Annotated in this window: 17 protein-coding genes and 2 pseudogenes; 10 read left to right on the top strand and 9 right to left on the bottom strand. The window is 42.2% G+C overall.

Annotated elements, in window-relative coordinates:
- Positions 1 to 204 precede the first annotated feature (204 nt).
- Complete coding sequence (locus ACQY3F_RS17140; RefSeq protein ID WP_428353680.1) at positions 205 to 708, top strand: transposase; 504 nt, start codon at positions 205 to 207, stop codon at positions 706 to 708.
- Positions 705 to 1,472 (top strand): DDE-type integrase/transposase/recombinase, encoded by a 768-nt coding sequence (locus ACQY3F_RS17135; RefSeq protein ID WP_428356154.1) that lies wholly within the window; start codon positions 705 to 707, stop codon positions 1,470 to 1,472. Before ACQY3F_RS17140 ends, ACQY3F_RS17135 begins: the two co-directional genes overlap by 4 nt.
- Here ACQY3F_RS17135 and ACQY3F_RS17130 read toward each other — a convergent pair.
- The 5 genes and pseudogenes from ACQY3F_RS17130 to ACQY3F_RS17110 all read right to left on the bottom strand — a co-directional run.
- Positions 1,403 to 2,599 carry an ISAzo13 family transposase gene (locus tag ACQY3F_RS17130; protein WP_428352931.1) on the bottom strand — a complete coding sequence of 399 codons (1,197 nt, stop codon included), beginning with the start codon at positions 2,597 to 2,599 and terminating at the stop codon, positions 1,403 to 1,405. The genes ACQY3F_RS17135 and ACQY3F_RS17130 overlap by 70 nt on opposite strands.
- A gap of 83 nt (positions 2,600 to 2,682) precedes the next feature.
- On the bottom strand, positions 2,683 to 3,678 hold the full coding sequence (locus ACQY3F_RS17125) for a hypothetical protein (protein WP_428356153.1): 996 nt from the start codon (positions 3,676 to 3,678) through the stop codon (positions 2,683 to 2,685).
- Positions 3,679 to 3,834: 156 nt separating this feature from the next.
- Positions 3,835 to 4,650, bottom strand: coding sequence for an outer membrane lipoprotein-sorting protein (locus tag ACQY3F_RS17120; RefSeq protein WP_428356152.1), 816 nt, complete (start codon positions 4,648 to 4,650; stop codon positions 3,835 to 3,837).
- A 63-nt stretch (positions 4,651 to 4,713) separates the two neighbouring features.
- Positions 4,714 to 7,410 (bottom strand): efflux RND transporter permease subunit, encoded by a 2,697-nt coding sequence (locus ACQY3F_RS17115; protein ID WP_428356151.1) that lies wholly within the window; start codon positions 7,408 to 7,410, stop codon positions 4,714 to 4,716.
- A 340-nt stretch (positions 7,411 to 7,750) separates the two neighbouring features.
- Positions 7,751 to 8,542, bottom strand: a pseudogene (locus tag ACQY3F_RS17110) (IS1380 family transposase); the annotation flags it as partial.
- Positions 8,543 to 8,669: 127 nt separating this feature from the next.
- On the opposite strand from ACQY3F_RS17110, the pseudogene ACQY3F_RS17105 reads away from it, so the two are divergent.
- Together ACQY3F_RS17105 and ACQY3F_RS17100 are read left to right on the top strand one after the other, a co-directional pair.
- Positions 8,670 to 9,577: pseudogene (locus ACQY3F_RS17105) on the top strand (tyrosine-type recombinase/integrase).
- Positions 9,574 to 10,650 (top strand): IS91 family transposase, encoded by a 1,077-nt coding sequence (locus ACQY3F_RS17100; protein ID WP_428352924.1) that lies wholly within the window; start codon positions 9,574 to 9,576, stop codon positions 10,648 to 10,650. Before ACQY3F_RS17105 ends, ACQY3F_RS17100 begins: the two are co-directional and overlap by 4 nt.
- A gap of 210 nt (positions 10,651 to 10,860) precedes the next feature.
- On the opposite strand, the gene ACQY3F_RS17095 is transcribed toward ACQY3F_RS17100, so the two are convergent.
- The gene (locus ACQY3F_RS17095) at positions 10,861 to 11,550 is read right to left on the bottom strand and encodes a transposase (protein ID WP_428353770.1); all 690 of its coding nucleotides are present in this window, start codon (positions 11,548 to 11,550) and stop codon (positions 10,861 to 10,863) included.
- Positions 11,551 to 11,997: 447 nt separating this feature from the next.
- On the opposite strand from ACQY3F_RS17095, the gene ACQY3F_RS17090 reads away from it, so the two are divergent.
- Positions 11,998 to 13,272 (top strand): NAD(P)/FAD-dependent oxidoreductase, encoded by a 1,275-nt coding sequence (locus ACQY3F_RS17090; RefSeq protein WP_428356149.1) that lies wholly within the window; start codon positions 11,998 to 12,000, stop codon positions 13,270 to 13,272.
- Between the two features lie 9 nt (positions 13,273 to 13,281).
- Complete coding sequence (locus tag ACQY3F_RS17085; RefSeq protein WP_428356148.1) at positions 13,282 to 13,482, top strand: YgaP family membrane protein; 201 nt, start codon at positions 13,282 to 13,284, stop codon at positions 13,480 to 13,482.
- Between the two features lie 494 nt (positions 13,483 to 13,976).
- Here ACQY3F_RS17085 and ACQY3F_RS17080 read toward each other — a convergent pair whose 3' ends face one another.
- A complete protein-coding gene (locus ACQY3F_RS17080; RefSeq protein WP_428356147.1) occupies positions 13,977 to 14,669 on the bottom strand; it encodes a 4'-phosphopantetheinyl transferase family protein in 693 nt (230 codons plus the stop codon).
- The gene (ggt, locus tag ACQY3F_RS17075; RefSeq protein WP_428356146.1) at positions 14,662 to 16,374 is read right to left on the bottom strand and encodes a gamma-glutamyltransferase; all 1,713 of its coding nucleotides are present in this window, start codon (positions 16,372 to 16,374) and stop codon (positions 14,662 to 14,664) included. Before ggt ends, ACQY3F_RS17080 begins: the two co-directional genes overlap by 8 nt.
- Here ggt and ACQY3F_RS17070 point away from each other — a divergent pair.
- The 3 genes from ACQY3F_RS17070 to ACQY3F_RS17060 all read left to right on the top strand — a co-directional run bounded on the left by ACQY3F_RS17070 (position 16,373) and on the right by ACQY3F_RS17060 (position 20,970).
- Positions 16,373 to 17,206, top strand: coding sequence for an HAD-IIA family hydrolase (locus ACQY3F_RS17070; RefSeq protein WP_428356144.1), 834 nt, complete (start codon positions 16,373 to 16,375; stop codon positions 17,204 to 17,206). The genes ggt and ACQY3F_RS17070 overlap by 2 nt on opposite strands.
- 397 nt (positions 17,207 to 17,603) lie before the next feature.
- Positions 17,604 to 19,919 (top strand): WD40/YVTN/BNR-like repeat-containing protein, encoded by a 2,316-nt coding sequence (locus ACQY3F_RS17065; protein ID WP_428356143.1) that lies wholly within the window; start codon positions 17,604 to 17,606, stop codon positions 19,917 to 19,919.
- A 352-nt stretch (positions 19,920 to 20,271) separates the two neighbouring features.
- Positions 20,272 to 20,970 (top strand): WD40/YVTN/BNR-like repeat-containing protein, encoded by a 699-nt coding sequence (locus ACQY3F_RS17060; protein ID WP_428356142.1) that lies wholly within the window; start codon positions 20,272 to 20,274, stop codon positions 20,968 to 20,970.
- Between the two features lie 230 nt (positions 20,971 to 21,200).
- Here the strand turns inward: ACQY3F_RS17060 and ACQY3F_RS17055 are convergent, their stop codons facing one another.
- Positions 21,201 to 22,562: an IS1380 family transposase gene (locus ACQY3F_RS17055; RefSeq protein ID WP_428352976.1), complete on the bottom strand. Its 1,362-nt coding sequence runs from the start codon at positions 22,560 to 22,562 to the stop codon at positions 21,201 to 21,203.
- Between the two features lie 83 nt (positions 22,563 to 22,645).
- Here ACQY3F_RS17055 and ACQY3F_RS17050 point away from each other — a divergent pair, with 83 nt between their 5' ends.
- Entirely contained in the window at positions 22,646 to 24,076 is a 1,431-nt protein-coding gene (locus tag ACQY3F_RS17050; protein WP_428356141.1) for a WD40/YVTN/BNR-like repeat-containing protein, read from the top strand.
- Positions 24,077 to 24,083: the final 7 nt, after the last annotated feature.

Below are 24,083 nucleotides of genomic sequence, written 5' to 3'. Positions count from 1 at the left end.
AAGTATTATGCTTGAATATATGTCTAACGTCTCATTCCAGCGGGATTTTACGGCGCGCAGCAGAGCAAAATGTCCGGCTGAAAATGCTTTGTTATGCCCATTTATTCGACGGACATTTGATATGTGATCCAATGTGTTTTCTCTGCGATCTCCCCCTATGTCAACATACCTGTCGCCTGTAAAATTTTATTTTAGGAGACAGAAATGGCATTATATAATCAGGAATTCAAAGTACAATCTGTAGAAAAAGCATTATCCAGACGATCTGATCAAACGCTTAACACTATTGCCGATGATTTACGTATTGGTTATTCAACACTTCAAAGATGGATCCACTTAGCCAAGAAGAATAAATTAGAGAAACCCGAAACAAGTATGTCAAAAGAAAAAAGCCCTCAGGATTGGGCTAAAGCACAACGTCTTGAGGCCGTAATGGACTGCCACAGCCTGAACGGCGAGCAGCTTAGCTCATATTGCCGAGAAAATGGAATTTACCCGCATCATGTGAAGGAGTGGAAATCAGATTTTTTATCAGAAAAGCAAGCATCTAATTCTGTTTCCAGGCAAGAACAAAAGAAACTTAAACAAGAAAACAAACGCTTACAGAAAGAGCTCAATCGCAAGGATAGAGCGCTCTCTGAAACAGCCGCCTTACTGGTATTATCAAAAAAGTGCCAAGCGATCTGGGGGGAAAAGGAGGTCGCTTGATCTCCTACCCAGATCGCAAGCAATACTGTGCATTCATTGACGAGGCGGTACAAAATGGCGCAAGACAGCATCTGGCTTGTGAGCTTGTTGGCATTGCATCTCGTACTTATCAACGGTGGAACCAGGGGAAGAAATTATCAGAAGACCAAAGAATTTACAATGATTCTCCTGCGCACAACAAGTTATCAGATGTTATTAGGCAAGACATACTAAGGGTTATTAATTTGCCTGAATATAGCACATTAACCCCTTACCAAATAGTGCCTACTTTATTAGACATCGGTGAATATATTGCATCAGAATCAACATTTTACCGAGTAATGAAAGAGTATAATCAACTTAAACACAGAGGTAAAGGGACAGCAGCTCAGCGTAAGAAACCCCGGTCACTAAAAGCGACTGCAGCCAATGAAATCTATTCCTGGGATATTACCTATTTATTAAGCCCGGTAAAGGGGCAATACTACTATTTGTATATGGTGATGGATATTTACAGCCGGAAAACAGTCGGCTGGCAGGTTCATGATTGTGAATCAAGTGCTCATGCCGCTGATTTGATAGAAGATATTGCCTGCCGAGAAAAAATAGATAAAAACCAGTTGGTGATTCATTCTGACAATGGAAGCCCGATGAAAGGTGCAACATTGAGAGCAAAAATGATTGATTTAGACATCAGGGAGATGGAAAGAAATAATCATCCAGAACAACCAGGAGAAATGGTCAAAAACCATTTCTCCAACGATGGCATTCGGTCAACAAACTGATAATACGTCTTCATTGCTTTTTTACCTACCTTTACTCCTGTTTCATATATTTTTTCTGTTAATTTAACAATAGGTGCTTTGCCATTGTAGGTCATACTTTTGGCAAATTTTAAAGTTGTTTCAACTGTATCCATTATGTCGCCACTAATATGATTTTCATAGGCTCCCCATACTCGTTCAATTGGGTTATATTTACTATGATAAGGAGGGTAGTAGGCCAGTTTTATCTTTATGTTGCTTTTTTCAGCAAACTCCACAAGCCTTTTTATAAACTGAGTTCTGGAGCTACTGTTCTCCATACCATTGTCAGCGTTAATTGTCAGAATATCTACTCCATATTTTTCTTGAATTTCTGGCCAAATTTCTTCCAATCGGTCAACGATGAAATCACTGCTGGCATAGCCTGCTGTAAAGAAAAGGAAAAAATCATCATGTTCAGGCAGATAAAAACCAAAAGGAGTTAACTTTTCCTTAACATCTAAATCATGATCCTCTGCTTTTGTTAAAACCCGATTTCGTCCTCCCCGTGAAAAATTTCCTATATTCATTCTTGCTTTGGCATCAATTGATATACGAATCTCTTTTGGGTTGATATCTGCCATTCCATTGACTGAATGAACTTGTTCAAAAATTGCATCCGTTTCCTTGATTTTCTTATGAGGCTTTGTTTTTTGTACCTTTTTTGGATGGTAACTCAGGTCATTTAATTTTGTATTGATAGTTTTTGAGCAAGGTAATGTTTTTTCATCGTAATAATCAATCTCCAGTAAACGTTTTCTAACTTCTTTAGCCGTTAGCCGGGTATATAATCGACAGGAATTAAAAGAGGGATCCGTTTGACACTCCGGTTCAGCAATTTTTTTTATGTCATCAAGTAGATGAGGAAAATGCTCTTCACTTTTATTACGCCCTCTCGCTGAAAAATTATCTTCTATGGGCTGAGTTTCAAGTTCATATTGTCCTTTTCGGATAGTGCCTCTATTCCATCCTAGTTTTTCTTCAGCAATACTTGCACCACCTGAGCCTAGTAGCTCCACCGTTTCAGCCATGAATATACGACGTACCGAGCCTTTTAAACGATGGGCTGTATTTATAATCCAACCTATAATGCTATCTGTTAATATCAACAAGCTTATCTGCCTAGTGTGAGAATAAATTCAGAATTCATTATTATAAATTATTGAGACACAAGCTTACTTCGTTTGGATGATTATTTCTTTCCATCTCCCTTACCTTTGATCGTTTTATATAGTCGCAGGGCGTGTTCTCCCTCATCGGGCCTTTCCGACTCAATAATGGCATTTTGTCCGGCAATAGAATTCAGCATAGGGTTGTAATAAGAAACTCTTGCGCCGGTAATGCTGCGGTCTGCATTAAACCAGGGAGTGTATATATAATCCAGATTCACATAATCCGTGAAAAAAGAAGTTTTTAACGCATCAGAAGGTGCTTTTAGGTATTCCAGGTCACGACCTATAAAAAAAGCCTGCCAGTCTTTGGGAAATAAGTCGTTAATAAAGATCAAATCGCCCGTTCCCCAGGTGAGTATCTGCCGGCCAAATTTTATATCCATAAAGGAAAAAGGGCTAAAGGCTAGGTTGGCCTCGCGTAAATCTACCCAGCCATTTCCTGTTTGTAGGTCTACATGCTGGTTAAGGGCAATGGGATCGTAGAGAAAATCGGTGACGACATTAATGGCAACAGGGCCTATATCTTTCTGTAAGCCGATCTGTAAACGTGTTTCACCTAATGAAAATTGATCTTCGTAGGGATCATTTTGCGTGCGCACACCGCCGCGTATATCCCAGAAACCGCTAAAATTGATAAACGGCTCTTCGGCATCAAATAGATTGAAGCTTTCTTGCTCTTCTGTTTGATCAGCCGGTTTACTTTCTGCTTGCTCTATCCCGGTGGGTAATGCAGGAGCAGTATCTAGACCAGTCGGTAAACTGGGTGAGCTGCCTGATTCCAGACCACCCGGTAGTGGAAGCGGGGTGTTTAACCCCGAGGGCAGAGCAGGTGCACTGCTTTTTGGTGCCTCTAATCCTGCGGGTAAACTGGGAGCGGAGCTGGGTGAAAGCCCTGCGGGAAGTGCAGGGGCGCTGGTTTCTTTTTCCAGCCCGGCAGGTAAGAGCGGAGGCTCGGCCAGGGTTATTTCACTTAAAGAAATCAGTACAAGAGTAAATGAAATAAAGAATAAGCGCATGATATAAAGTTGCGAAACAGTTTAGATTTATAGGATGGGTAGCAGGTATAGGCGATAGCCTAAACCTAAAACCCATCAAATGGATAGTGATGGGGTTCCTGCGTGACTCATTCGTGTCACTACGTTCTACCCATTCTACGTTTCATAATGTAGGTATTAGCGTAATAATTTTCTGGGTGGTTTTCTTAGGTTACGTTCGCTGAAAATATCATCTGGGATACCCACATCATATTCAACCGAGCTGTATTCCATCAAAGTACTGCCGCCTGTTTTCATGTTTTTAGCTTCTGATTTAGTAATCGTCGGATGGCCTGCAATTGTTTCAACTCCTAGCGCGGTATAGGTTTTATATTTTTCACCTTGCTTATCATAATATTCAGTTGAAATAGGCAAGAAAGTGGTTTTATGGATATACATAATATACTTTGAAAATTCAACTTCGTCTGGGTTAACCGGAGTGTTTTCAACGATATAATAATTATCATCAGTGCCTATTAAAGTATGGGTATCATCAGCCAAATTACGACCTGATATATCTTCATAAAGAAAATCAGAGCCAACAAAGCTAGTGCGTTTATCTGATGCTGCGATTCGTTTGACAAGGTCCAGTGCTGGTAAATAGAGCCAGCGATCATCAGCTGACTGGAGTTTTTTTATTACCATAAAGACCATTTTGTTGACATCCGCAGGGCGCTTGAAGTAAACATACATTTTTTGGTCGCTTTCATAAGAACGGTCTTTAATATTATCCGAAGTAGTGTCATCTTTGCGTAACACAACAAACTCACGGCTACGCGTGCGATCCTGCGCATCGGTAATGGTCATTTTTACCTTGGCTTTACCATCCTGGCCCTGATAGTACGAAGTGTAGTTAGTGTGATGAATAATATCATCTACACTCGGGGTTTCTGCAAAAGCAGCACTTAAGGCCAGAGTGGTGCCTAAGCCTAAAATAAGTTGTTTTAAAGTCATAATAATCTCCTGATGATACAAAAAATTTTCGTTCCCACGCAGAGCGTGGGAACCAGCCCGAAATTATGCGGATTTATTAAGGTTTCTAAAGAAAACCCCTGGCATCAGCGTTATTAAAGCTGGAAGAATCAATAATGAACTCACACCTGCCATAAATAGAATAGCAGCAATAAACACCCCAACGGTCTGGTAAGGAACCAGAGGCGCGGCGAGTAGTGGTAAAAAGCCCACGCCAACAACAATGGCATTACGCGCAATCGCCATAGCTGGTTCACTGAACAAAGGTTCAATGGCTGCTTCCCAGGAACCATATCTAGCAGTATATTCACGTGCACGGCTGAGAAAGTGAATAGCATAGTCTACCGCTAAACCGATACTCAGTGAACTCAATACTGCAACGGGCATATCATAGTCTTTACCTATCAAGCCGATAATGCCATAAATTAGGCCAACGGTGACTGTTAGCGGAACCATGGACAATAAGCCCCAGGCAAATGAGCGAAATAGCAAAACCATCATAATCAGTACGACGATAAAACTACCGGCAAATGATTCAAACATACCAGAAACCATTTTATCCTGCCAGACAACATTAATATGCGTCAGACCAAACCAGTTAGCCTGCAAATTATAGGGCATTGGGTGGCTGGCGATGTAGTCCGCTACTTGCTCTTCTACATAAGACATATCCTGATTATCACCACTGGTCATCTGTATCCACAGGCTGCTTTTACGGAAGTCAGGGGTCACGAAATGCCATAAATCATGAGGTCTGTGGCTATTCTGGTAAGTAATTAAGGTCTGTGCAATGGCACTTGAGGAATCAGGAATTCTAAATTCTTCCTGTTTGCCTAGTAATAACTCCCTATGCACTGTTTTTACCACATCCGACAGACTGTTAGACTTACCGACGACGTTCAGGCTATTAATATAGTTCTGTAAGTCGGCTAAATAAGTCAGTGTCTCTGGTTGTTTGAAAATTTCGCTACGCTGGCGCTCGCTGTCGATAAATAATTGCACCTGATCCCAGGTGTCGAATTCTTCATCAGTCGCTGAATCCAGGCCTTGATCTATGGTGTTATTGATTGCTTGACTCAGACTTTCCTGATCACCTGCATGGCCTACGATGGTTAATTTCACAAAATCGAATATTTTCTCACCGTTGGCATATTCATCTGCAATAGCGTCTAGCTGTGCCTGATCTAAACGCGCTAATAATGCGGGTTTAAAATCCGTATTAGTCGTAGCGTCAGGATCAACTTCTAGTGCAAGATAGGCCATATAAGTACCGCCGAAATGCTCATTCAATACCCGGTCAGCCACGCGAATAATATGTGATTCAGTAAACCACTTAATCGGGTTGTCGTTGACATTGATTTTACTAATACCGTAACCGGCTACCCCGACTGATGCCAGCGTAAATAACAGGATAAGTAAGGCATGGTTATAAGTAAATTGCCCAGTTTTCGCTAACAGGCGAGCCATGAATGTCTTTGTACTTTCTGCTTCGGCATCGCTAGTCGTTATAAAACTCGCCAGTTTTTCATCCGAAATCGAAACGATAAACGCAGGTATAAAAGTCACAGACCAGATCCAGGCTAAAAATACCCCAATTGCAATAAAGATACCAAAAACTTGCACCGGAGGAATGGGTGTTAAAGCTAATGATGCAAAACCTGCAATCGTGGTTAAGGTGGTGATTAACATCGGTGTAAATAATTCATTCATGACATGAATAATGGTTTTGCGCTTATCACGAATTGTATTATAACGATCAAAAAAGTCTGACAGGATATGCACGGCATCCAGAATAGCAATGGGCATGATGAAAATGGGAATCATCGAGCTCATGATATGGATGGTATGCCCGGAAATAATTAGCACACCCATTGTTGAAAGTGCGCAGACCATGGCCACTATCATCGGCGAAGTGACAAAAATCAGCCGCTTAAAAAACCACCAGAGAAGTAAAAAAATGACTAACATCGCAAGGGGTGCAGAAATTGCCATCTGCTTAAACATTTCTACGCCGAAAGTATCCTGTGCGACGGGTAAGCCGGTAATATAGTACTCTTCTTCAGAGTCGGTAAATTCAGCAATTTTAGCTAGCAATTGTTCGCGCACCTGATAGCTGATATTTTTGCTGGTAATCGGCAGGTATAAAGCAATCGCTTCGCCATCATCGCTGACCAAAGTGCCATTAAGAAAGGGAATCTTCAGGGCACGATCACGTATCAGCAGCGCATCAGCATCTGATTTAGGGGGTTCCGGCATTAGCCAGCTAAAGTTTACTGTGCCAGGGCCGCCTTGTTCTATATTATCTACAGTTGAAGGCGCAAGCACGTCTACCGCAATTACTCCGGCAGTTTTCCCCGGGTTTTTCTCATCAGGCCACTTAATGCCAAGGGAGAATTGCGCTAGCTCATAGATATTGGCCAGGGATTTGCTATTAAAAACTCCGTTAGCATGTTGTTTATTGGTAATGCCGACAACAACGATATCGCTTAAGCTGAATTCGGCCTTCATGTCTTTATTATAAACACGCACAGCTTCGTCATCAGAGAGCATGTTTTCAGGATCGGTATCAACCTTGATGGTGTGCAGAAATGCCAGCTTTTCAGGAAAAAAGTTAGGCAGGGCTGCCAGCGCAATGATAATAACGGTAATGATAGTCATTAACCAGGTAATTATCTTCGGGTGGTTGATAGAAAACAGCACGATCGGATTGACCGTCTCTGTAGCATGATTTTCTTGAGTCATTAGGGCACCAGGAAAAAACGTTGTATAAAATAGCTGCACATATAAGAATAGTGCAGGTATTTAATTAGTAAAAAAAGTTGAACTCTATTTTAGGGAATGCTAATACCTAAATCCTGCAAGCCCATATTTTGACTCTCATTAACCTGTCTAGCTAAGTGGTTATTAGGTTTTTACTGCCGCTTTGCCAGCCCTCTTTGTCCAACCGATCAAAATATCCAGATTTAAATCATAAATAGAGGAAATTTTTTGTATCGTATGGATATCCCCCGAGCCCAAGGCAATAAACACCCTGCCAACGTGCCATGACCTTTTAATCAAAGTGACTTAACTTCGGTTAATGTTAAGCGAGTAACCCCACCTTAACCCAATCATCCCATTCCTGTGGATAGAGCGGATCTGCAGGTGTTCTGACTCTCAGCTGATTATTGCCTGTGAGTAATTTTCCAGCCACCCGAATCAGATAAGTACGAAGTGTATCCGGCTCCCATTGGCACAACGTTTTGTTGCCACTCAATTGAGCCATCCAGCGCACGGTATTGTAGGCAAGAACGGCGCAATGAAATAATGCGGCATTAGCCAGAAATTGATTCGTTCTGATTTTACCTAAACCCATTTGTGATTTTGCTTCTTCAATCCATGTTTCGCACGTCGCTCGTTCACCATACTTCTTATGTGTTTGCCAAGGCGATAGAGGTTCAGTTGTTACATAACAAAAATAGTCATATTCTGCCGTATCCCAAAGCTCGGACTGAGGTCCTGTCACTTGTTTAGGTTGCTTTATCCTGACCGCGACAAACTGACGAGAGCGAGACCAGCCACCACAACGATATTGAAACTCGCTCTGCTCCCAACCGGGTCGGCCTTGTATGGCTGTCCAGGCCTGTTTGGCCAGCAATGCGTTCAAATTCTTAAGTTTAACCTTTATTAGATACCCATGCCCTCTGGTATCGAGAAATTCAAGCAAATCACCGACAAAATAACCACTGTCACCGCGAAAAATAATGCGCATCCGATTGGGCAAGTGTGCAAGTAACTGTTTGGTAAATTCTACAACACCATTGCTTGTAAAGGCATTGCCTGTCCGGAACCAGGCTTGTAAAATTTCTTTTGTTTCCGCTAGAAAAGCGAGTTGGACGAAGCCGCTATCGCGGAGAAAAACAGCGCATCCCTTAAATTTAAAGTGTAACCTCATTGCCTGTTATATGCATAACAGGTAACTTGTAAGCTCATCCAACTAACAATAATGAGGTTACACTGTTATGACACCATCGATAGAGCTTAAATTCAACCATTATTATATCCAGCACTGTAAGCATTTAAAGCTTAAGGGACTGCAACCCAAAACCATTGACGCTTATTCACGCGCTATTCGCCGTATCGGGGAACACTTTCAGGGGCATCTGGATAACTTAACGCAAGATCAACTGGTGGATTATTTTCATGCTCTTTTAAGCCGCCTTTCCTGGAGTGCCGTGAAACTAGATCTCTATGGTCTCAAGTTTTTCTATACACATGTGCTACAAAAGCCGTGGGTTGATGTGCTAATGATTAAACCACCACGATGTACGCGTATACCCGATATTGTCACTGTGGTTGAAGCACAACAACTGTTTATGTCGACCCGTAATCTAAGCTATCGAGTTTTTTATTTTACGATTTACAGTCTAGGTTTACGTTTGGGCGAGGGCTTAAGCCTGAAAGTAGGTGATATTGATGCGACACGCATGCGGGTACATATTCGCAATGCCAAAGGCAATAAGGATCGGCTTGTGCCTTTGCCTGTGAATACCTTGAAGGTGTTGCGTAAGTTTTGGGCTGTGCATAAAAATCCAGTGCTGGTATTTCCCAACCGTGCCCGGGGTCTAAAAGGTGCACATCTTGCTGAATCCCCCCTTGATCGCGGTGGCATCCAGAAGACAATCCGTCTTGTGACGCAAGAAATGGGACTAAAAAAAAGATTTCCTGCCACTCGCTGCGCCACAGTTACGCCACTCACCTGTTAGAAGCCGGGGTTGATTTAGTTGAGTTGCAGAAGATTCTGGGCCATACCAGTTTAGTAACCACGGCTCGCTATACGCATTTGACCGATATTACCGATGAGAATGCAGAGCTGCACATTAATCAGTTAGTCAATGACTTTTCTATTCACTGGGGGCAGATTTCATGATAACCCTAGCTGCAGTGATTGATCAATTTCAGTCTGACTTTTTAAGCGAGTATCAATCTCGTTTACGCTCCAATCAGATCAGTGCATTACATGCCATGAAGAGCTGTCGGACACAGCTGAGTCCTGTGATGCAGGTTAACTGTGCAGACTGTGACTATCAAACCTTTGTGCCTCATTCCTGTGGCCAGCGTAACTGCCCGCATTGTCAACATCATGAGAGTCAACAATGGATTGAACGACAGGTACAAAAACAAGTCCCTGCTGATTATTTTATGAATACCTTTACCTTACCTGCGCAGTTAAGGTCGTTAGCCAGGCAGCATCCGCGGTTACTTTACAGTATGATGTTTGACTGTGCCTGGGCGACTTTACAGAGTTTTAGTAAAAATGATAAGCAGTTGCAAGGCGATGCCGGGGCGATTGCTGTCTTACATACACACTCACGCGAATTAAATTATCATCCGCATATTCATGTCATTATGCCTGCGGCAATCGTGGATAAAATCAAGAAGCTCTGGCGCACTAAGGAAGGCAAATACCTGTTTCATCATAAAGCACTAGCAAAAGTATTTCGTGCAAAGATGCTAGCGCGTATGAACGAAGAAAAGTTGCCATTTCCCACAGCTATTCCGGAAAAATGGGTGGTCGATTGTAAGTTTGTCGGTGCAGGCGATAAAGCATTGATATATCTGGGTCGATACCTGTATCGTGGTGTGATTCGTGAACAGGATATCTTATCCTGCCAAAATGGCAAAGTAACCTACCGTTATCAAGACAGCAAAACCAAACGCTATCAAACCAAAACGGTATCGGGGGCTAAATTTCTGTGGCTGGTGCTGCAACATGTTTTGCCTAAAGGCTTTCGTCGTGCGCGCAATTATGGCTTTTTACATCCGAATAGCAAGGGTGTTATTAAGTTGATTCACTCCCTGCTAAAGTTTGACCCGACGAAGATATTGCGTGCACTCAAAGTACGGCCGGCATTCAGTTGCAAATGTTGTGGCGGGGCGATGGTTGTTGGGCGTCGGCAAATACCCAGGGTGGAAATAATGTTTCAGCCTTTGCCAACTTAACAATTGGAATCACTAGCGCTTATGTAAATTTAAACACTTCGACCCAGGCTATCAGCGGATTAAATGCTGAGGGAGTTGCTTGGGCTAAAATCGGAGATTAAGGCAGAATTTTGCTCCGATACTTGGACTTTGAGAGTTGACTGCAATGGACAACGCTCAAAGTTCAGTTAAACAGGTAAAAACAGAGGTTCGATTCATCAGTCGGGCTGATCAACAAAAAGCTATTTTCATAGAGCGCATTAAATGAATTCCTACTATCGTGCCGGGCTTGTCCAACAAACGGTTCAGATTGTGGCTCGCTTCGCGATCACAATCTAACCTTATTCGTTGTGGATGGTATGAACGGGCACCTTTCTTTTTGGGGTTGAAGCCTTTGGCACTTCCTTCTTGTCGACCACAAACGGTGTCCACAGTTGAATCGACATCGACCCACTGGACGGATTGTATGCCAGTTTTCGATTTTCCGGAACGAAGCAATCGCCGCCAGTGTTGACCACGCAAAGTATGCGTGAGCGTTTCAAACTGGCTTATCTGCCTATCACTTACTTCTTTAAAGATCCGTAAAATTGTGGTTTCAACAGGAATCTTTATCCAGCCAGCTACTTTGCGCAGTACGCTATCTGCCCATACGGTCGTCACCTTTGCCATTGATGTTGCTCCCCCCATCATGCCAACCAACGTCAATAGAACCACATCAGATAAGTGATGGTCTGCATTTTCACCCCGCCGATGTGGAACGCTTTGTTTTACGGTTTTTTCAAAACCTATCCTGTCTAAATATTTCACGACGGGAATCAGTCCCGCCTGGCTTGTCAATCCATGTGCTGTAGATGTCATTTTTACCGTTCGGGTACGGTTTCTTACGTGAGATGAGGATTTTGATACTTTAGAGGGCTTCATTAAAACAATGAGATAGTGAAATCAGGAAAATGATATTATATCATTGTTTAATAAGGAGTTTTGTGGATTATTATGTATAATGCTTGCAGGATTTAGGTAATATATTAATCAAGTGATATTTTTATTTTATATAATTAAATGCTAATATAATATGATCGTTACAGCAAAGTCGAATAATAACGATAAATTTTTGTATATTTCCAGCCAGGCACCAGAGACGCAGGTATTTGATAAAAAAATATCATGATAGAACAAGCGTTTGTAGGATGGGCAAAGGAGGTACGACGTGCCCATCATGTTTTCGTTGGTGGGCACAGATGAAGCCCTTTGCCCATCCTACAGTGTTTATTTTGCTGTAACTACTCAGCATGCCTGAGTAGTTACAAATTTGATTTTATTAATAGACTGTAGCGCATTTATAGTGCAGCAACAGAACGGGGAATTATTATGGCTAGAATAGTTGTTTTAGGTGCAGGAATTGGCGGTGTGCCAATGGCTTTTGAAATGAAAGAAAATATCAGCGATGACCATCAAGTCACAGTGATTTCTGATTCACCTACCTTTCATTTTGTTCCTTCTAACCCTTGGGTGCCACCAAAGTGGCGTACGCCAGAAGAACTTAAAATTGAACTCGCACCGGTTTTTGAGAAAAAAGGCATAGAGTTTATTCAGCAAGCAGCAACTAATGTTGATCCTGAAAATAATAAAGTTGAATTAGCCGATGGCTCTGCTGTTAATTACGATTATTTGATTATTGCTACAGGACCAAGATTAGCTTTTGACGAAGTGCCGGGGCTTGGGCCTGATGGGCATACTTCCTCTGTCTGTCATGTGGATCATGCCGCTATAGCTGCACAGGACTGGGAGAAATTTATGCAGGATCCGGGCCCGATTGTTGTCGGTGCCGTACAGGGAGCATCGTGCTTTGGACCCGCTTATGAATATCTAATGATTCTTGAAACAGAGCTACGCAAGCGTAAAGTTCGTGACCAGGTGCCGATGACTTTTGTCACTTCAGAACCTTATGTGGGACATTTAGGTTTGGGTGGTGTTGGAGATACCAAGGGAATGCTGGAAAGTGCCTTGCGTGAAAAAACCATCAACTGGATCACCAATGCCAAAGTCGATAAAATCGAAGAGGGCATGATGTATGTCACTGAAGTGGATGAAAGCGGTGCAGATAAGAAAAAGCATGAGCTGCCGTTTAAACATTCGATGATGCTACCTGCATTCACAGGTATTGATGCTGTGCGTCATACAAAAGCAGAAGGTTTGATTAATCCGCGTGGTTTCATCATAGTTGATGATTATCAGCGTAACCCAACCTTTAAGAATGTTTATTCGGTAGGTGTCTGTATTGCATTACCCCCTGTAGAAAAAACACCGTTACCGGTGGGGACGCCAAAAACAGGTTATATGATTGAGTCGATGGTGACCGCAACAGCGCATAATATCCGCGATGAGCTGGCAGGGAAAGAACCTGCTGATAAACCGAGTTTAAATGCTTTATGTCTAGCTGATATGGGTGATACAGGGATTGCATTTTTAGCAGTTCCGCAAATTCCACCGCGAAATACAACTTGGTCTAGCGAAGGAAAATGGGTGCATTTTGCAAAAATAGGCTTTGAGAAATACTTTATGCGCAAAATTCGCAATGGTATCAGCGAGCCTTATTATGAAAAAATGATTTTAAAATTTATGGGCGTAGTCCGTTTAAAATAGGTAGAAATAATGAGTATCGATCGTATTGTATTTGCGGTAGCAGGGGCGTTTATATTAATCAGCCTAGGGTTATCACAATATCATTCCGTTAGCTGGCTTTGGTTTACCGCTTTTGTGGGTGCTAATTTGTTTCAATCTGCGTTTACAGGGTTTTGTCCGATGGCAATTATCCTGAAAAAACTAGGTGTTAAATCAGGGTGTGCGTTTTAGTAGTAAATGTTACTAAAGAGGTAACTACTCAGACAAACTGAGTGGTTACAGCAAAATAAACATTGTAGGATGGGCAAAGGGCTTCATCCATGCCCATCAACGAAAACATGATGGGCACGTTGTACCTCCTCCCCATCCACAAAAACGCTTGTTCCATCAGGGTGTTTTTTATCAAATACCTACTTTTCTGGTGCCTAGCTGGAAATATACAATCTAATTTCGTAACTATCAGATACGCTGAGTAGTTACCTAAAGAGTTAGCACGCAAGAATCAAAAATGCTAGAATCTGGGTCTTTATCGCCGCATGCCGACGGGGCTAAAGACCCCGGTTCCATGTTAGCTGTATATATTAAATTACGCGAGTAACTTTAATCTCTTTTTTGTTTCTAGTAAGTTGTTTTGTTTGGTTTATTAATAAATATCAGTACTATTTATATGGCATTTTCGCTATAAATTCGCGCTCAACTGATTTTTCTAGGTTTAAGGTAACTTGTTAATTAAAAACCACGCATTTTTGCAGCACTGTACTTTGCTTATTACACACTGTCGCGCCGAATTCCTGGTTAGATAAGTCCAACGGGTAAATTTGCCATTGCGTGGCTAAACCCGCTAGTTCAGGTACGCGTAAAAAAGAGTTTAAATCATCAGGGTTGACTACACACTGGTTCAGTCCCAAGGTAATACCTTTACCAACTGCTTTAACTAAAGCTTCTTTTTTTACCCAGAATTGATAGAAAACTTGTGTGCGCTGCACTGCGTCCTGGCTATACCAAAATTCTGCTTCCTCGGGTGCAAAACATTTTTTTACTAGACCTTCCAAGGTGCTTCTTGTCTTATAGCATTCTACATCCACTCCAAGTTGGCATTGAGAGTCACTTATAGCGATAGCTAAAATATCGCCGGAATGGGACATATTAAAACTCAAGTCTGGGTAATCAGCTAAGAAGGGTTTACCGAATTCAGTTTTTTCAATGCGTAAACTAGTTGCTGATTCATTGGCACGTTCGGCTAGTAATTGTCTTAGCATGCCATGGCTAATAATATAGCGCTGCTTGAGTTCAGTAAATTTAAAGCGTTCAGCAACGGCCAGTTCATCTTTATCCAGTAAGCTTAGATAGTCTGCTAGTTTTGGTGTAAAACTTAATACCGAAGAATAATAGTGAAGATCTATAGTCGTATTAATCATGTATTTGCCGCACACTGGCAAAGCCTTCCCCTCTAGAGTCGCTAGCCGCAGATAAACTGTTATTTACTTTATCCAATTCCACGGCCTGCATATTGCCATAGTTATAAGTTTGCTTAAGCTGATGCCCCAATGCTTGTAAACCTTCAAGTTCCTGGGTAGTTAAACCGCCTTTTTCATATAAAATATGATCGGGCATATATTGATGGTGAAAGCGCTTTACCTTCACCCAGGACTCAGGTGAATGACCTGCGGAAAAATCCAGCGCTGCCAATAACACCATGGAAATAATTCGGCTACCACCGGGTGTGCCTAATACGGCAATACGCTCACTGTCTTCTAGAAATGTCGGGGTCATGCTGGATAACATACGTTTTTCCGGGGCGATTGCATTGGCATTACCACCAACTAAACCATAGCCATTCGCGCTGTTTTCAGCGCTGACAAAATCATCCATTTCATTATTGAGTAATACGCCTGTACCGCTTGCAACTAGCCCTGCTCCGAAGGGAAAATTAATGCTTAAAGTGGCGGCAACGCGATTACCTTCATTATCTATAATTGAAAAATGCGTGGTATTTTGACCGCCGGGTTGCTCCTGAGTGTTCCCTGTTAAATGATCACTAGCGAGTGCTTTATCTGTGCGGATCGTACTAGATTGCCCTTGTGCATAATATTTATTGATCAGGCGCGCTACTGGGACATCGACAAAATCAGCATCTCCTAAATATAAAGCCCGGTCATGATAGGCGCGGCGCATCGCTTCAACAATCAGGTGTTTGCGCGTTATATTATCTACTGCTTGCAGATCAATATCTTCCAGGATATTTAAGGCTTCAATCAAAACAATCCCGCCTGATGAAGGCAGAGCCGCGCTGGTTATCTTTATATCTTTATAGCTTCCTGTGACCGGGGCACGCTCGACTATTTGGTAGTTAAGTAAATCCTCTAAAGTCCAGATTCCGCCCTCTTTTTGTACTGCCTGCACTAATTTATCCGCAACGGTCCCTGCATAGAATCCTGACTTTCCCTGATCGGCGATGTGTCTTAACGTTTGTGCCAGATCCGTTTGTTTAAGCAAGCTGTCTTTAGCAGGAATTTGTCCATCTTGTAAGAAAATAGCCGCTGTTTCAGCGTGTTGATTGAGAACGCCTTGTCGCATGCTTAATAATTTTTGATGTCGGGTATCAATTTGAAAGCCTTGCTCAGCATAGCGTATGGCGGGTTGTAAGCTTGTCGCTAAGGGCAGCTTGCCATATTTTTTTGACAGATGCACCAGGCCTGCAGGCATACCGGGAATACCAGCAGCCAAAGCACCATTGAGTGAGAGCAGCGGATTGACCTCGCCCGATGCATTAACAAACATATCTTTATCTGCGGTTAAAGGCGCTTTTTCACGACCATCTATCATGATATCCAGGTCGTCACTTTCGCGATGTAATAACCAGAATCCACCACCGCCCAGCCCGGATCCAGACGGTTCAACCACTGCCAGGGCAGCGCTAACGGCAACAGCCGCATCATAGACATTGCCACCTTGGCGTAAAATTTCAAAGCCTGCTTGTGTTGCTAACGGGTGGGCTGAGGCAATTGCAGCCTGGCGTGGCTGATTGACGCTACAGCCTGTTATACTGAGCGCTATTAATAGTAGGCTGAAAAGGCCTGAATATTTCACCCGCTTATTTTGCTTCCAAAAAGAACTTAACATGACTGCACCCTTTACTGATATACACGCACTGATCATTGATATGGATGGCGTATTATGGCATGGAGAACAAGCCATTGCCGGATTAAACGAATTCTTTCAGGTTTTACGCGAGCAGGAAATTCCGTTTGTGCTGGCAACCAATAACGCTAGCCATACCAACGATCAATATATCAAAAAACTGGCCCGTATGGGCGTTACAGTCGAGGGAAAAGAGATATTAACCTCGGGCATGGCGACTGCACTGTACCTTGCGCAGCACAAAGATCCAGCGACAACAAGAGTCTTTGTTTTAGGCGAAGATGGCGCAAGATTGCCATTATTAGAACAGGGGTTTACTTTAACCGAGCTCTATCAATTAAATACTGAAGCTACACCAGGACAGGGTGCGGATATAGTGGTCTGTGGTAAAGATGAGTCGATTAACTGGGATAAACTATCCACAGCAACGCTTAATTTACGCGCGGGTGCAGAGTTTATTGCCACTAATGGTGATACTACGTTGCCAACTGAGCGGGGACTGATACAGGGCAATGGCGCAATTCTGGCTGCTTTACATGCGGCGACTGGTTGCACTCCCAAGGTCATTGGCAAACCTGAGCCAATTATCTATCAGCAAGCTTTGGCATTATTAGGCAGTACACCTGAAAACACCATTGCTATCGGCGACCGACTGGATACCGATATTTTAGGGGCAGTACGCACCGGTATGCGTAGTTTGATGGTGTTAACGGGAGCTTCAACCCAGGAAGATATAACTAACATTGATTACGCACCGACCTGGATTATGGATGACTTGCAGGCGGTGACTGAAGCTTTACGCGGTATGGAATAAGTATTGTTATTTTTTTGGTTTAGGCTCATGATGACAAGATATAGCATGATTTGGTTATCCACTTAACGCGGGACACAACTCACCATGAAGGACATGAAGCTAATGAAGGGAAAAACTAACTTCTTCATTCTCTTCATGTCCTTCATGGTAAAAACAATCTTCTCCTGAGTCTATAAGTACCCAAGCATAATTAATCCAATATTTTACTTGTCTTTTTTCTCATTTTCAGCGTTGCATAAAGAGTTGCGTAGCCAGCTATGCGCCTATTTATGCGCCTTGAAAATGAAAAAAAATCCTGCGTAAAATTTGTTAAATTAATTATGCTTGGGTACTTATTTTCAGGTCTCCCGTCTTAAATTTGTAGCCCATGATTTTAGTTAGATCCACGGAGTGAAAGATGATGAAAACAATACTAGATAAAATTTTCGGCTGTTTTAAATTTAAAACGATGCTACGCCTGTCTATACCTTTCTTAGTCCTGTTTTATACTAGTTTTAATCTTTATGCCGCAGAGGATCAACATTTCTGGAAAAGAATAGGACCAGAGGGCGCAATAATTGAACATTTGATTACCAATCAGGATTATCCTGAAATTATTTATGCTACGGCTATACTAGGCAATTTTAATATAGGCGCTTATTTAAAAAGCAGCAATGGCGGACAGAGCTGGGTTGTGCTGCCTCACTTAAAGAAGCCACGGAGATACTTCCCTGATAGTCTTGCATTAGACTTGGCAGTTGATGCCGTTAACCCGCATATTCTGTATACCTACCATTCAGATAGCTTATTTAAAAGTGTCGATAACGCGATGCACTGGCAGCTACTGGCGGGTGATTTAAATAGTCAGGCCTCCAGCTTTTTCGCACTAAATCCTACGCCTGTCACTCAGTCCTTACGAATTCTAACCAAAACCGAAAATTTTGTTGAATTTGGGATGGCTATTAGCCAGGATGGTGGTCAGCAATGGCTTCCAACAGATGCGCGGGTTAATTTACGCTCAGACGATAATACAGATATTACAATTATCGCCAGTGATACAAAACATCCTGATATTCTCTATGGGGTAGTTTTGTGGGCTGGAGATTTTACGCCGCCTTCGCCTTTCGAGAACATTTTATATAAAAGTATCAATGGCGGGTTAAGCTGGGTGAATATTACGCTGCCCACTAAAAAATATAGTGGCGGCTTTACTATTGCGCCTGATAATAGTGAAAAACTTTATGCCTCATTCGATGGCATAACGATGTTAAGCAACAATGGCGGCCAGGACTGGACGTTTCTCGTTAACCCTTATGAAAACCAGACAGAATTTAATATCACCAGGCTCTTTATTGATCCGACAGACTCGCGCATTTTATATGCGACCTTAAGGGCTGTTGATTTTGCAGACAGGGTAACGTATGCAAGTCGCATTGCAAAATCATATAATTCAGGGGAGAGCTGGCAGGTCATTGATGTTTCTCCCTATATTCCTGGTAGCGAAATACTTATCAATGCACACAATAAGCAAAAATTATTAATGACTGCCGGACGCGGCCAAGGGGTTTTACGTAGTGAGGACGGTGGTGAAAACTGGGTTCCTGGTAATACAGGCATGAATTTAATTGGCACACGATCCTTAAGCGTTGCAGAAGATAATAATGCTGTGATGTACATGATTGATGATTTCAATACCTATTATAGAAGTACCGATGCAGGTCAGCATTGGCAAATATTTACGGTTGCGGAACCCGTAATGGGTGAATGTCATAAATTCCTGCTTAACCCGTTACAAAATCAGGAAATTATTTGCCAGAGTTATGCAGGGCTATTTATCAGTAAAGATGCCGCTAATCACTGGGAAGTACTCAGAGCCGAACGCAATGCAAAAGCGATGTATGCTCAGGATGGCATGATTTATACGTTGATTGCAGGTGATATACGTAGAAGCTCGGATGCTGGGAAAACCTGGAAGGTAATTGCCCCCCTAGCTTACACTAAGCCCCCAATCTTTGACCCTGTTAATCCAGGTACTTTATATGTATTCGCCTCAGGAGGAATATTTAAATCAATAGACCGTGGCGATAGTTGGCAGCTAATTTTTGTGCCAAAAACCGCTGTATTTGGAGAATGGAAGTTATTTATTAATCCGCACAATCCAGAAAACCTTCTATTTGTCAGGGGCATGAGCAATATTATGCTATCAAACGATGGCGGTAAAAGCTGGGAAAAAACATTAGAATCCTTGCTCGTTACAGATACTTATTCAGCTCCGCAAATAGTTTTTGACCCTAATAATTTAAATAGCCTGTTTGCAGCAATAGATCAAGGTATTTACCAAGGTGTTTACCATAGTTCCGATCAAGGTATCACCTGGGATTTAATCAACAAGGGTTTGGAAGGTGAAGACAACCTATTACTACACACTTCGTCCGGAAGTGTATTTGCTTCTGCAAGGACAGGCATCTTTAAGCTCTCTGAGAAAACTGATTTTTCGGGCGTGTCGGGTTGTCTGTTCGCATGGGCTGAAAAGGAATACCCTGACTTGTTCATTCCAGGTACTAGCAGCTCTGAACAATGGGGTGGCTATGTCTACCGCTATTATAAACAATCGAATACCTACCTTGGGTTTTTCTACGCACAGGAAGTCCATTTAAAGCAGGCTGATTCTTCAAGCAAAATTGGCGTAGTCGGCTCTGTTGCGTTCTATCAAGAACTATCAGGCTGTAATTGATAATTTACAGAATTTTCTCGTTCCCACGGTCTCCGTGGGAATGCATTCAGGAACGCTCTGCGTTCCGTGACGCAGAGCGTCACCCACTGCATTCCCACGCGGAGCATGGGAACGAGATAAACGAGAAAATTCGCATGAGACGATTGGAGTTTGGGGAGTTAAACTTTTACTTGGTTATTATGCTTGCTACTCTCAGCTAGACTCCGTCATTCCTGCATGCTTTTAGCAGGAATCTCGTAGGTTAAGCATAGATTCCCGATAAAAAATTTCGGGAATGACGAGTTAGTTAACATGCAGATTTTTCATGTTTTATTTTACTATGGCTGAGAGTCATACGTAATCAGGAACTTTTATGAAACAAATAGTAGATAACAAATTTCCAGCGGCACTCTATTTATGCATGCCTTTACTAGTGCTTTTTTTCACTAGCTTAAATCTCTATGCTGCGGATGATTTTCCTTACTGGCAAGCCATTGGGCCAGAAGGTGCTCCCATTAATAGTTTCAGAATGAAGCAAGCAGATACTGAAATAATTGATGGGCTAAATTTAAGGGGTGACGGTTCTATTTCGGCTACTTTTAGAAGCTTTAATAATGGGAAAAGCTGGGTTGCACTTCCTGAAGCAGATGGAAAACAGCCATCAGTAGACAGGTCTAATATTCATACGATAGCCAGGGATACTAAAAATCCTGATGTTTTATATGCAGAGACTATTGTCAATGCGTATGCCTGGAGTAAATATATCGGTAATACTCAAACTTTATACAAAAGCATCGATGGTGGATTAAACTGGGTCACTATTAAAGTCCCTGACGTAGAATGTCGGGGAAATTTTGCTATGTCCCAGGAACAGAGTGAAACACTTTATGCAACGTTTCGTTTTCCATCAAGTTCTTCATTCGAAAGTGAAGATAAAGTAATGATAAGTGATAATGCTGGTAAAGATTGGCAGTTATTGGTGCCGCCAGGTGAAGGTGCAAATCTATTACATGCTGATGTTACTAAAGTTTATCTTGATCCTGTCGATTCCGGGATTTTATATGCTACCTAAATCCTGCAAGCCCATATTTTGACTCTCATTAACCTGTCTAGCTAAGTGGTTATTAGGTTTTTACTGCCGCTTTGCCAGCCCTCTTTGTCCAACCGATCAAAATATCCAGATTTAAATCATAAATAGAGGAAATTTTTTGTATCGTATGGATATCCCCCGAGCCCAAGGCAATAAACACCCTGCCAACGTGCCATGACCTTTTAATCAAAGTGACTTAACTTCGGTTAATGTTAAGCGAGTAACCCCACCTTAACCCAATCATCCCATTCCTGTGGATAGAGCGGACCTGCAGGTGTTCTGACTCTCAGCTGATTATTGCCTGTGAGTAATTTTCCAGCCACCCGAATCAGATAAGTACGAAGTGTATCCGGCTCCCATTGGCACAACGTTTTGTTGCCACTCAATTGAGCCATCCAGCGCACGGTATTGTAGGCAAGAACGGCGCAATGAAATAATGCGGCATTAGCCAGAAATTGATTCGTTCTGATTTTACCTAAACCCATTTGTGATTTTGCTTCTTCAATCCATGTTTCGCACGTCGCTCGTTCACCATACTTCTTATGTGTTTGCCAAGGCGATAGAGGTTCAGTTGTTACATAACAAAAATAGTCATATTCTGCCGTATCCCAAAGCTCGGACTGAGGTCCTGTCACTTGTTTAGGTTGCTTTATCCTGACCGCGACAAACTGACGAGAGCGAGACCAGCCACCACAACGATATTGAAACTCGCTCTGCTCCCAACCGGGTCGGCCTTGTATGGCTGTCCAGGCCTGTTTGGCCAGCAATGCGTTCAAATTCTTAAGTTTAACCTTTATTAGATACCCATGCCCTCTGGTATCGAGAAATTCAAGCAAATCACCGACAAAATAACCACTGTCACCGCGAAAAATAATGCGCATCCGATTGGGCAAGTGTGCAAGTAACTGTTTGGTAAATTCTACAACACCATTGCTTGTAAAGGCATTGCCTGTCCGGAACCAGGCTTGTAAAATTTCTTTTGTTTCCGCTAGAAAAGCGAGTTGTGGATGGTATGAACGGGCACCTTTCTTTTTGGGGTTGAAGCCTTTGGCACTTCCTTCTTGTCGACCACAAACGGTGTCCACAGTTGAATCGACATCGACCCACTGGACGGATTGTATGCCAGTTTTCGATTTTCCGGAACGAAGCAATCGCCGCCAGTGTTGACCACGCAAAGTATGCGTGAGCGTTTCAAACTGGCTTATCTGCCTATCACTTACTTCTTTAAAGATCCGTAAAATTGTGGTTTCAACAGGAATCTTTATCCAGCCAGCTACTTTGCGCAGTACGCTATCTGCCCATACGGTCGTCACCTTTGCCATTGATGTTGCTCCCCCCATCATGCCAACCAACGTCAATAGAACCACATCAGATAAGTGATGGTCTGCATTTTCACCCCGCCGATGTGGAACGCTTTGTTTTACGGTTTTTTCAAAACCTATCCTGTCTAAATATTTCACGACGGGAATCAGTCCCGCCTGGCTTGTCAATCCATGTGCTGTAGATGTCATTTTTACCGTTCGGGTACGGTTTCTTACGTGAGATGAGGATTTTGATACTTTAGAGGGCTTCATTAAAACAATGAGATAGTGAAATCAGGAAAATGATATTATATCATTGTTTAATAAGGAGTTTTGTGGATTATTATGTATAATGCTTGCAGGATTTAGGTGCTAAGTTATATGGACATGAAATGCACTATAAAAACTATGGATATAATACGACTCATTTTGCTAAGTCTTATGACTCTGGTGATAGCTGGGAAGTGATTGATGTTGCACCTTATGTACTCAGCGATTTAGTCATAAATAGGCATAATAATCAGCAGCTCTTAATGGCTTATGGTGAAGGCGTGTTACGCAGTGAAAATGGTGGTTTAGATTGGGTGCTTAGCAATACCGGAGTCAAGAAAATTGGTGGTGATTTAAGTGTAATAGAAGGCCAGAATAATGTGGATGTCATGTATATAGCTGACCGTTGGAATGGATTTCATCATAAAACAACTGATGGAGGCTTGCTTTGGCAAGCATATAGGACTAACAGCTCTGTCACAGGCACCTGTATTAAATTTATCATTAACCCAGTCAATAGTCATGAGCTTATTTGTCAAACTCGGTCTGGTTTATTTCGTAGTGTAGATTCGGGTGAGAATTGGGAAATACTACCAGTAGAAGATGGCCTTGAAGCTATTATTTATGCTAATGACGGTCAAACACTTTATGCCTATTTCCACCCACCAGGAGTTCTTAGAAAAAGTATTGATAATGGACTGAGTTGGAAAAATATCAGGAATATAATCAATGAGTCAGGCCAGGGACTTGATTTTGTTGGACTGCCCCAAATCGATCCGAGAAACCCGAATATTATTTATAGCTTGGCTTATTTTGACGGGGCTCGTAACGGGGCGCAGGGTGGATTTACAGAACTATACAAATCAATAAACGGCGGCGATAACTGGAAGCTTCTTGTTAGCGAGGCGATAGATGGGGAAGCGAGACTTATAATGCATCCGCAAAATCCTGATCTGTTGATTTATTCCATAGGTCAGAAAAGTTTTTGGCGATCAGAAAATGGCGGAGAAAGTTGGCTAAAAACTCTGCAGCAATTGACTCATGCTGATGAAGATATTGCACCTGAAATTGAATTTGATCCGGTCAATCTGCAAGGTCTGTACTGGTTGAAAGAAGGCCAGGTTCAGTATAGCGCTGATCGTGGAGTCACATGGTTAGTAGTGAATAATGGACTAGAAGAGGCTGGGAATGGATCATTAATAAGCGCTTCTGGGGATATGTTTTTTTCTTCACATAAAGGCATATTTAAATTATCCAGAAAAACTAAAACCAGTTTTTCGGCCGTGTCAGATTGCTTGTTCGCGTGGGCAGAAAAAAACTATCCTGACTTATTCGCGCCGGGTGCTAGTAGTACACAACAATGGGGTGGCTATGTCTATCGATACTTTAAACAGTCGAATATTTATCTTGGTTTTTTCTATCAACAGGAAGTTCATATAAAGCAGGCTGATTCATCCAGTAAAATTGGCGTAGTTGGCTCTGTTGCGTTTTATCAAGAACTGTCAGGTTGTTATTAATAAAATT

It is taken from the genome of Methyloprofundus sp. (genome assembly GCF_965251085.1).
Lineage (GTDB): Bacteria > Pseudomonadota > Gammaproteobacteria > Methylococcales > Methylomonadaceae > Methyloprofundus.
The sequence above is the reverse complement of the archived record's forward strand: the minus strand, read 5'-3'. Positions and strand labels throughout refer to the sequence as shown.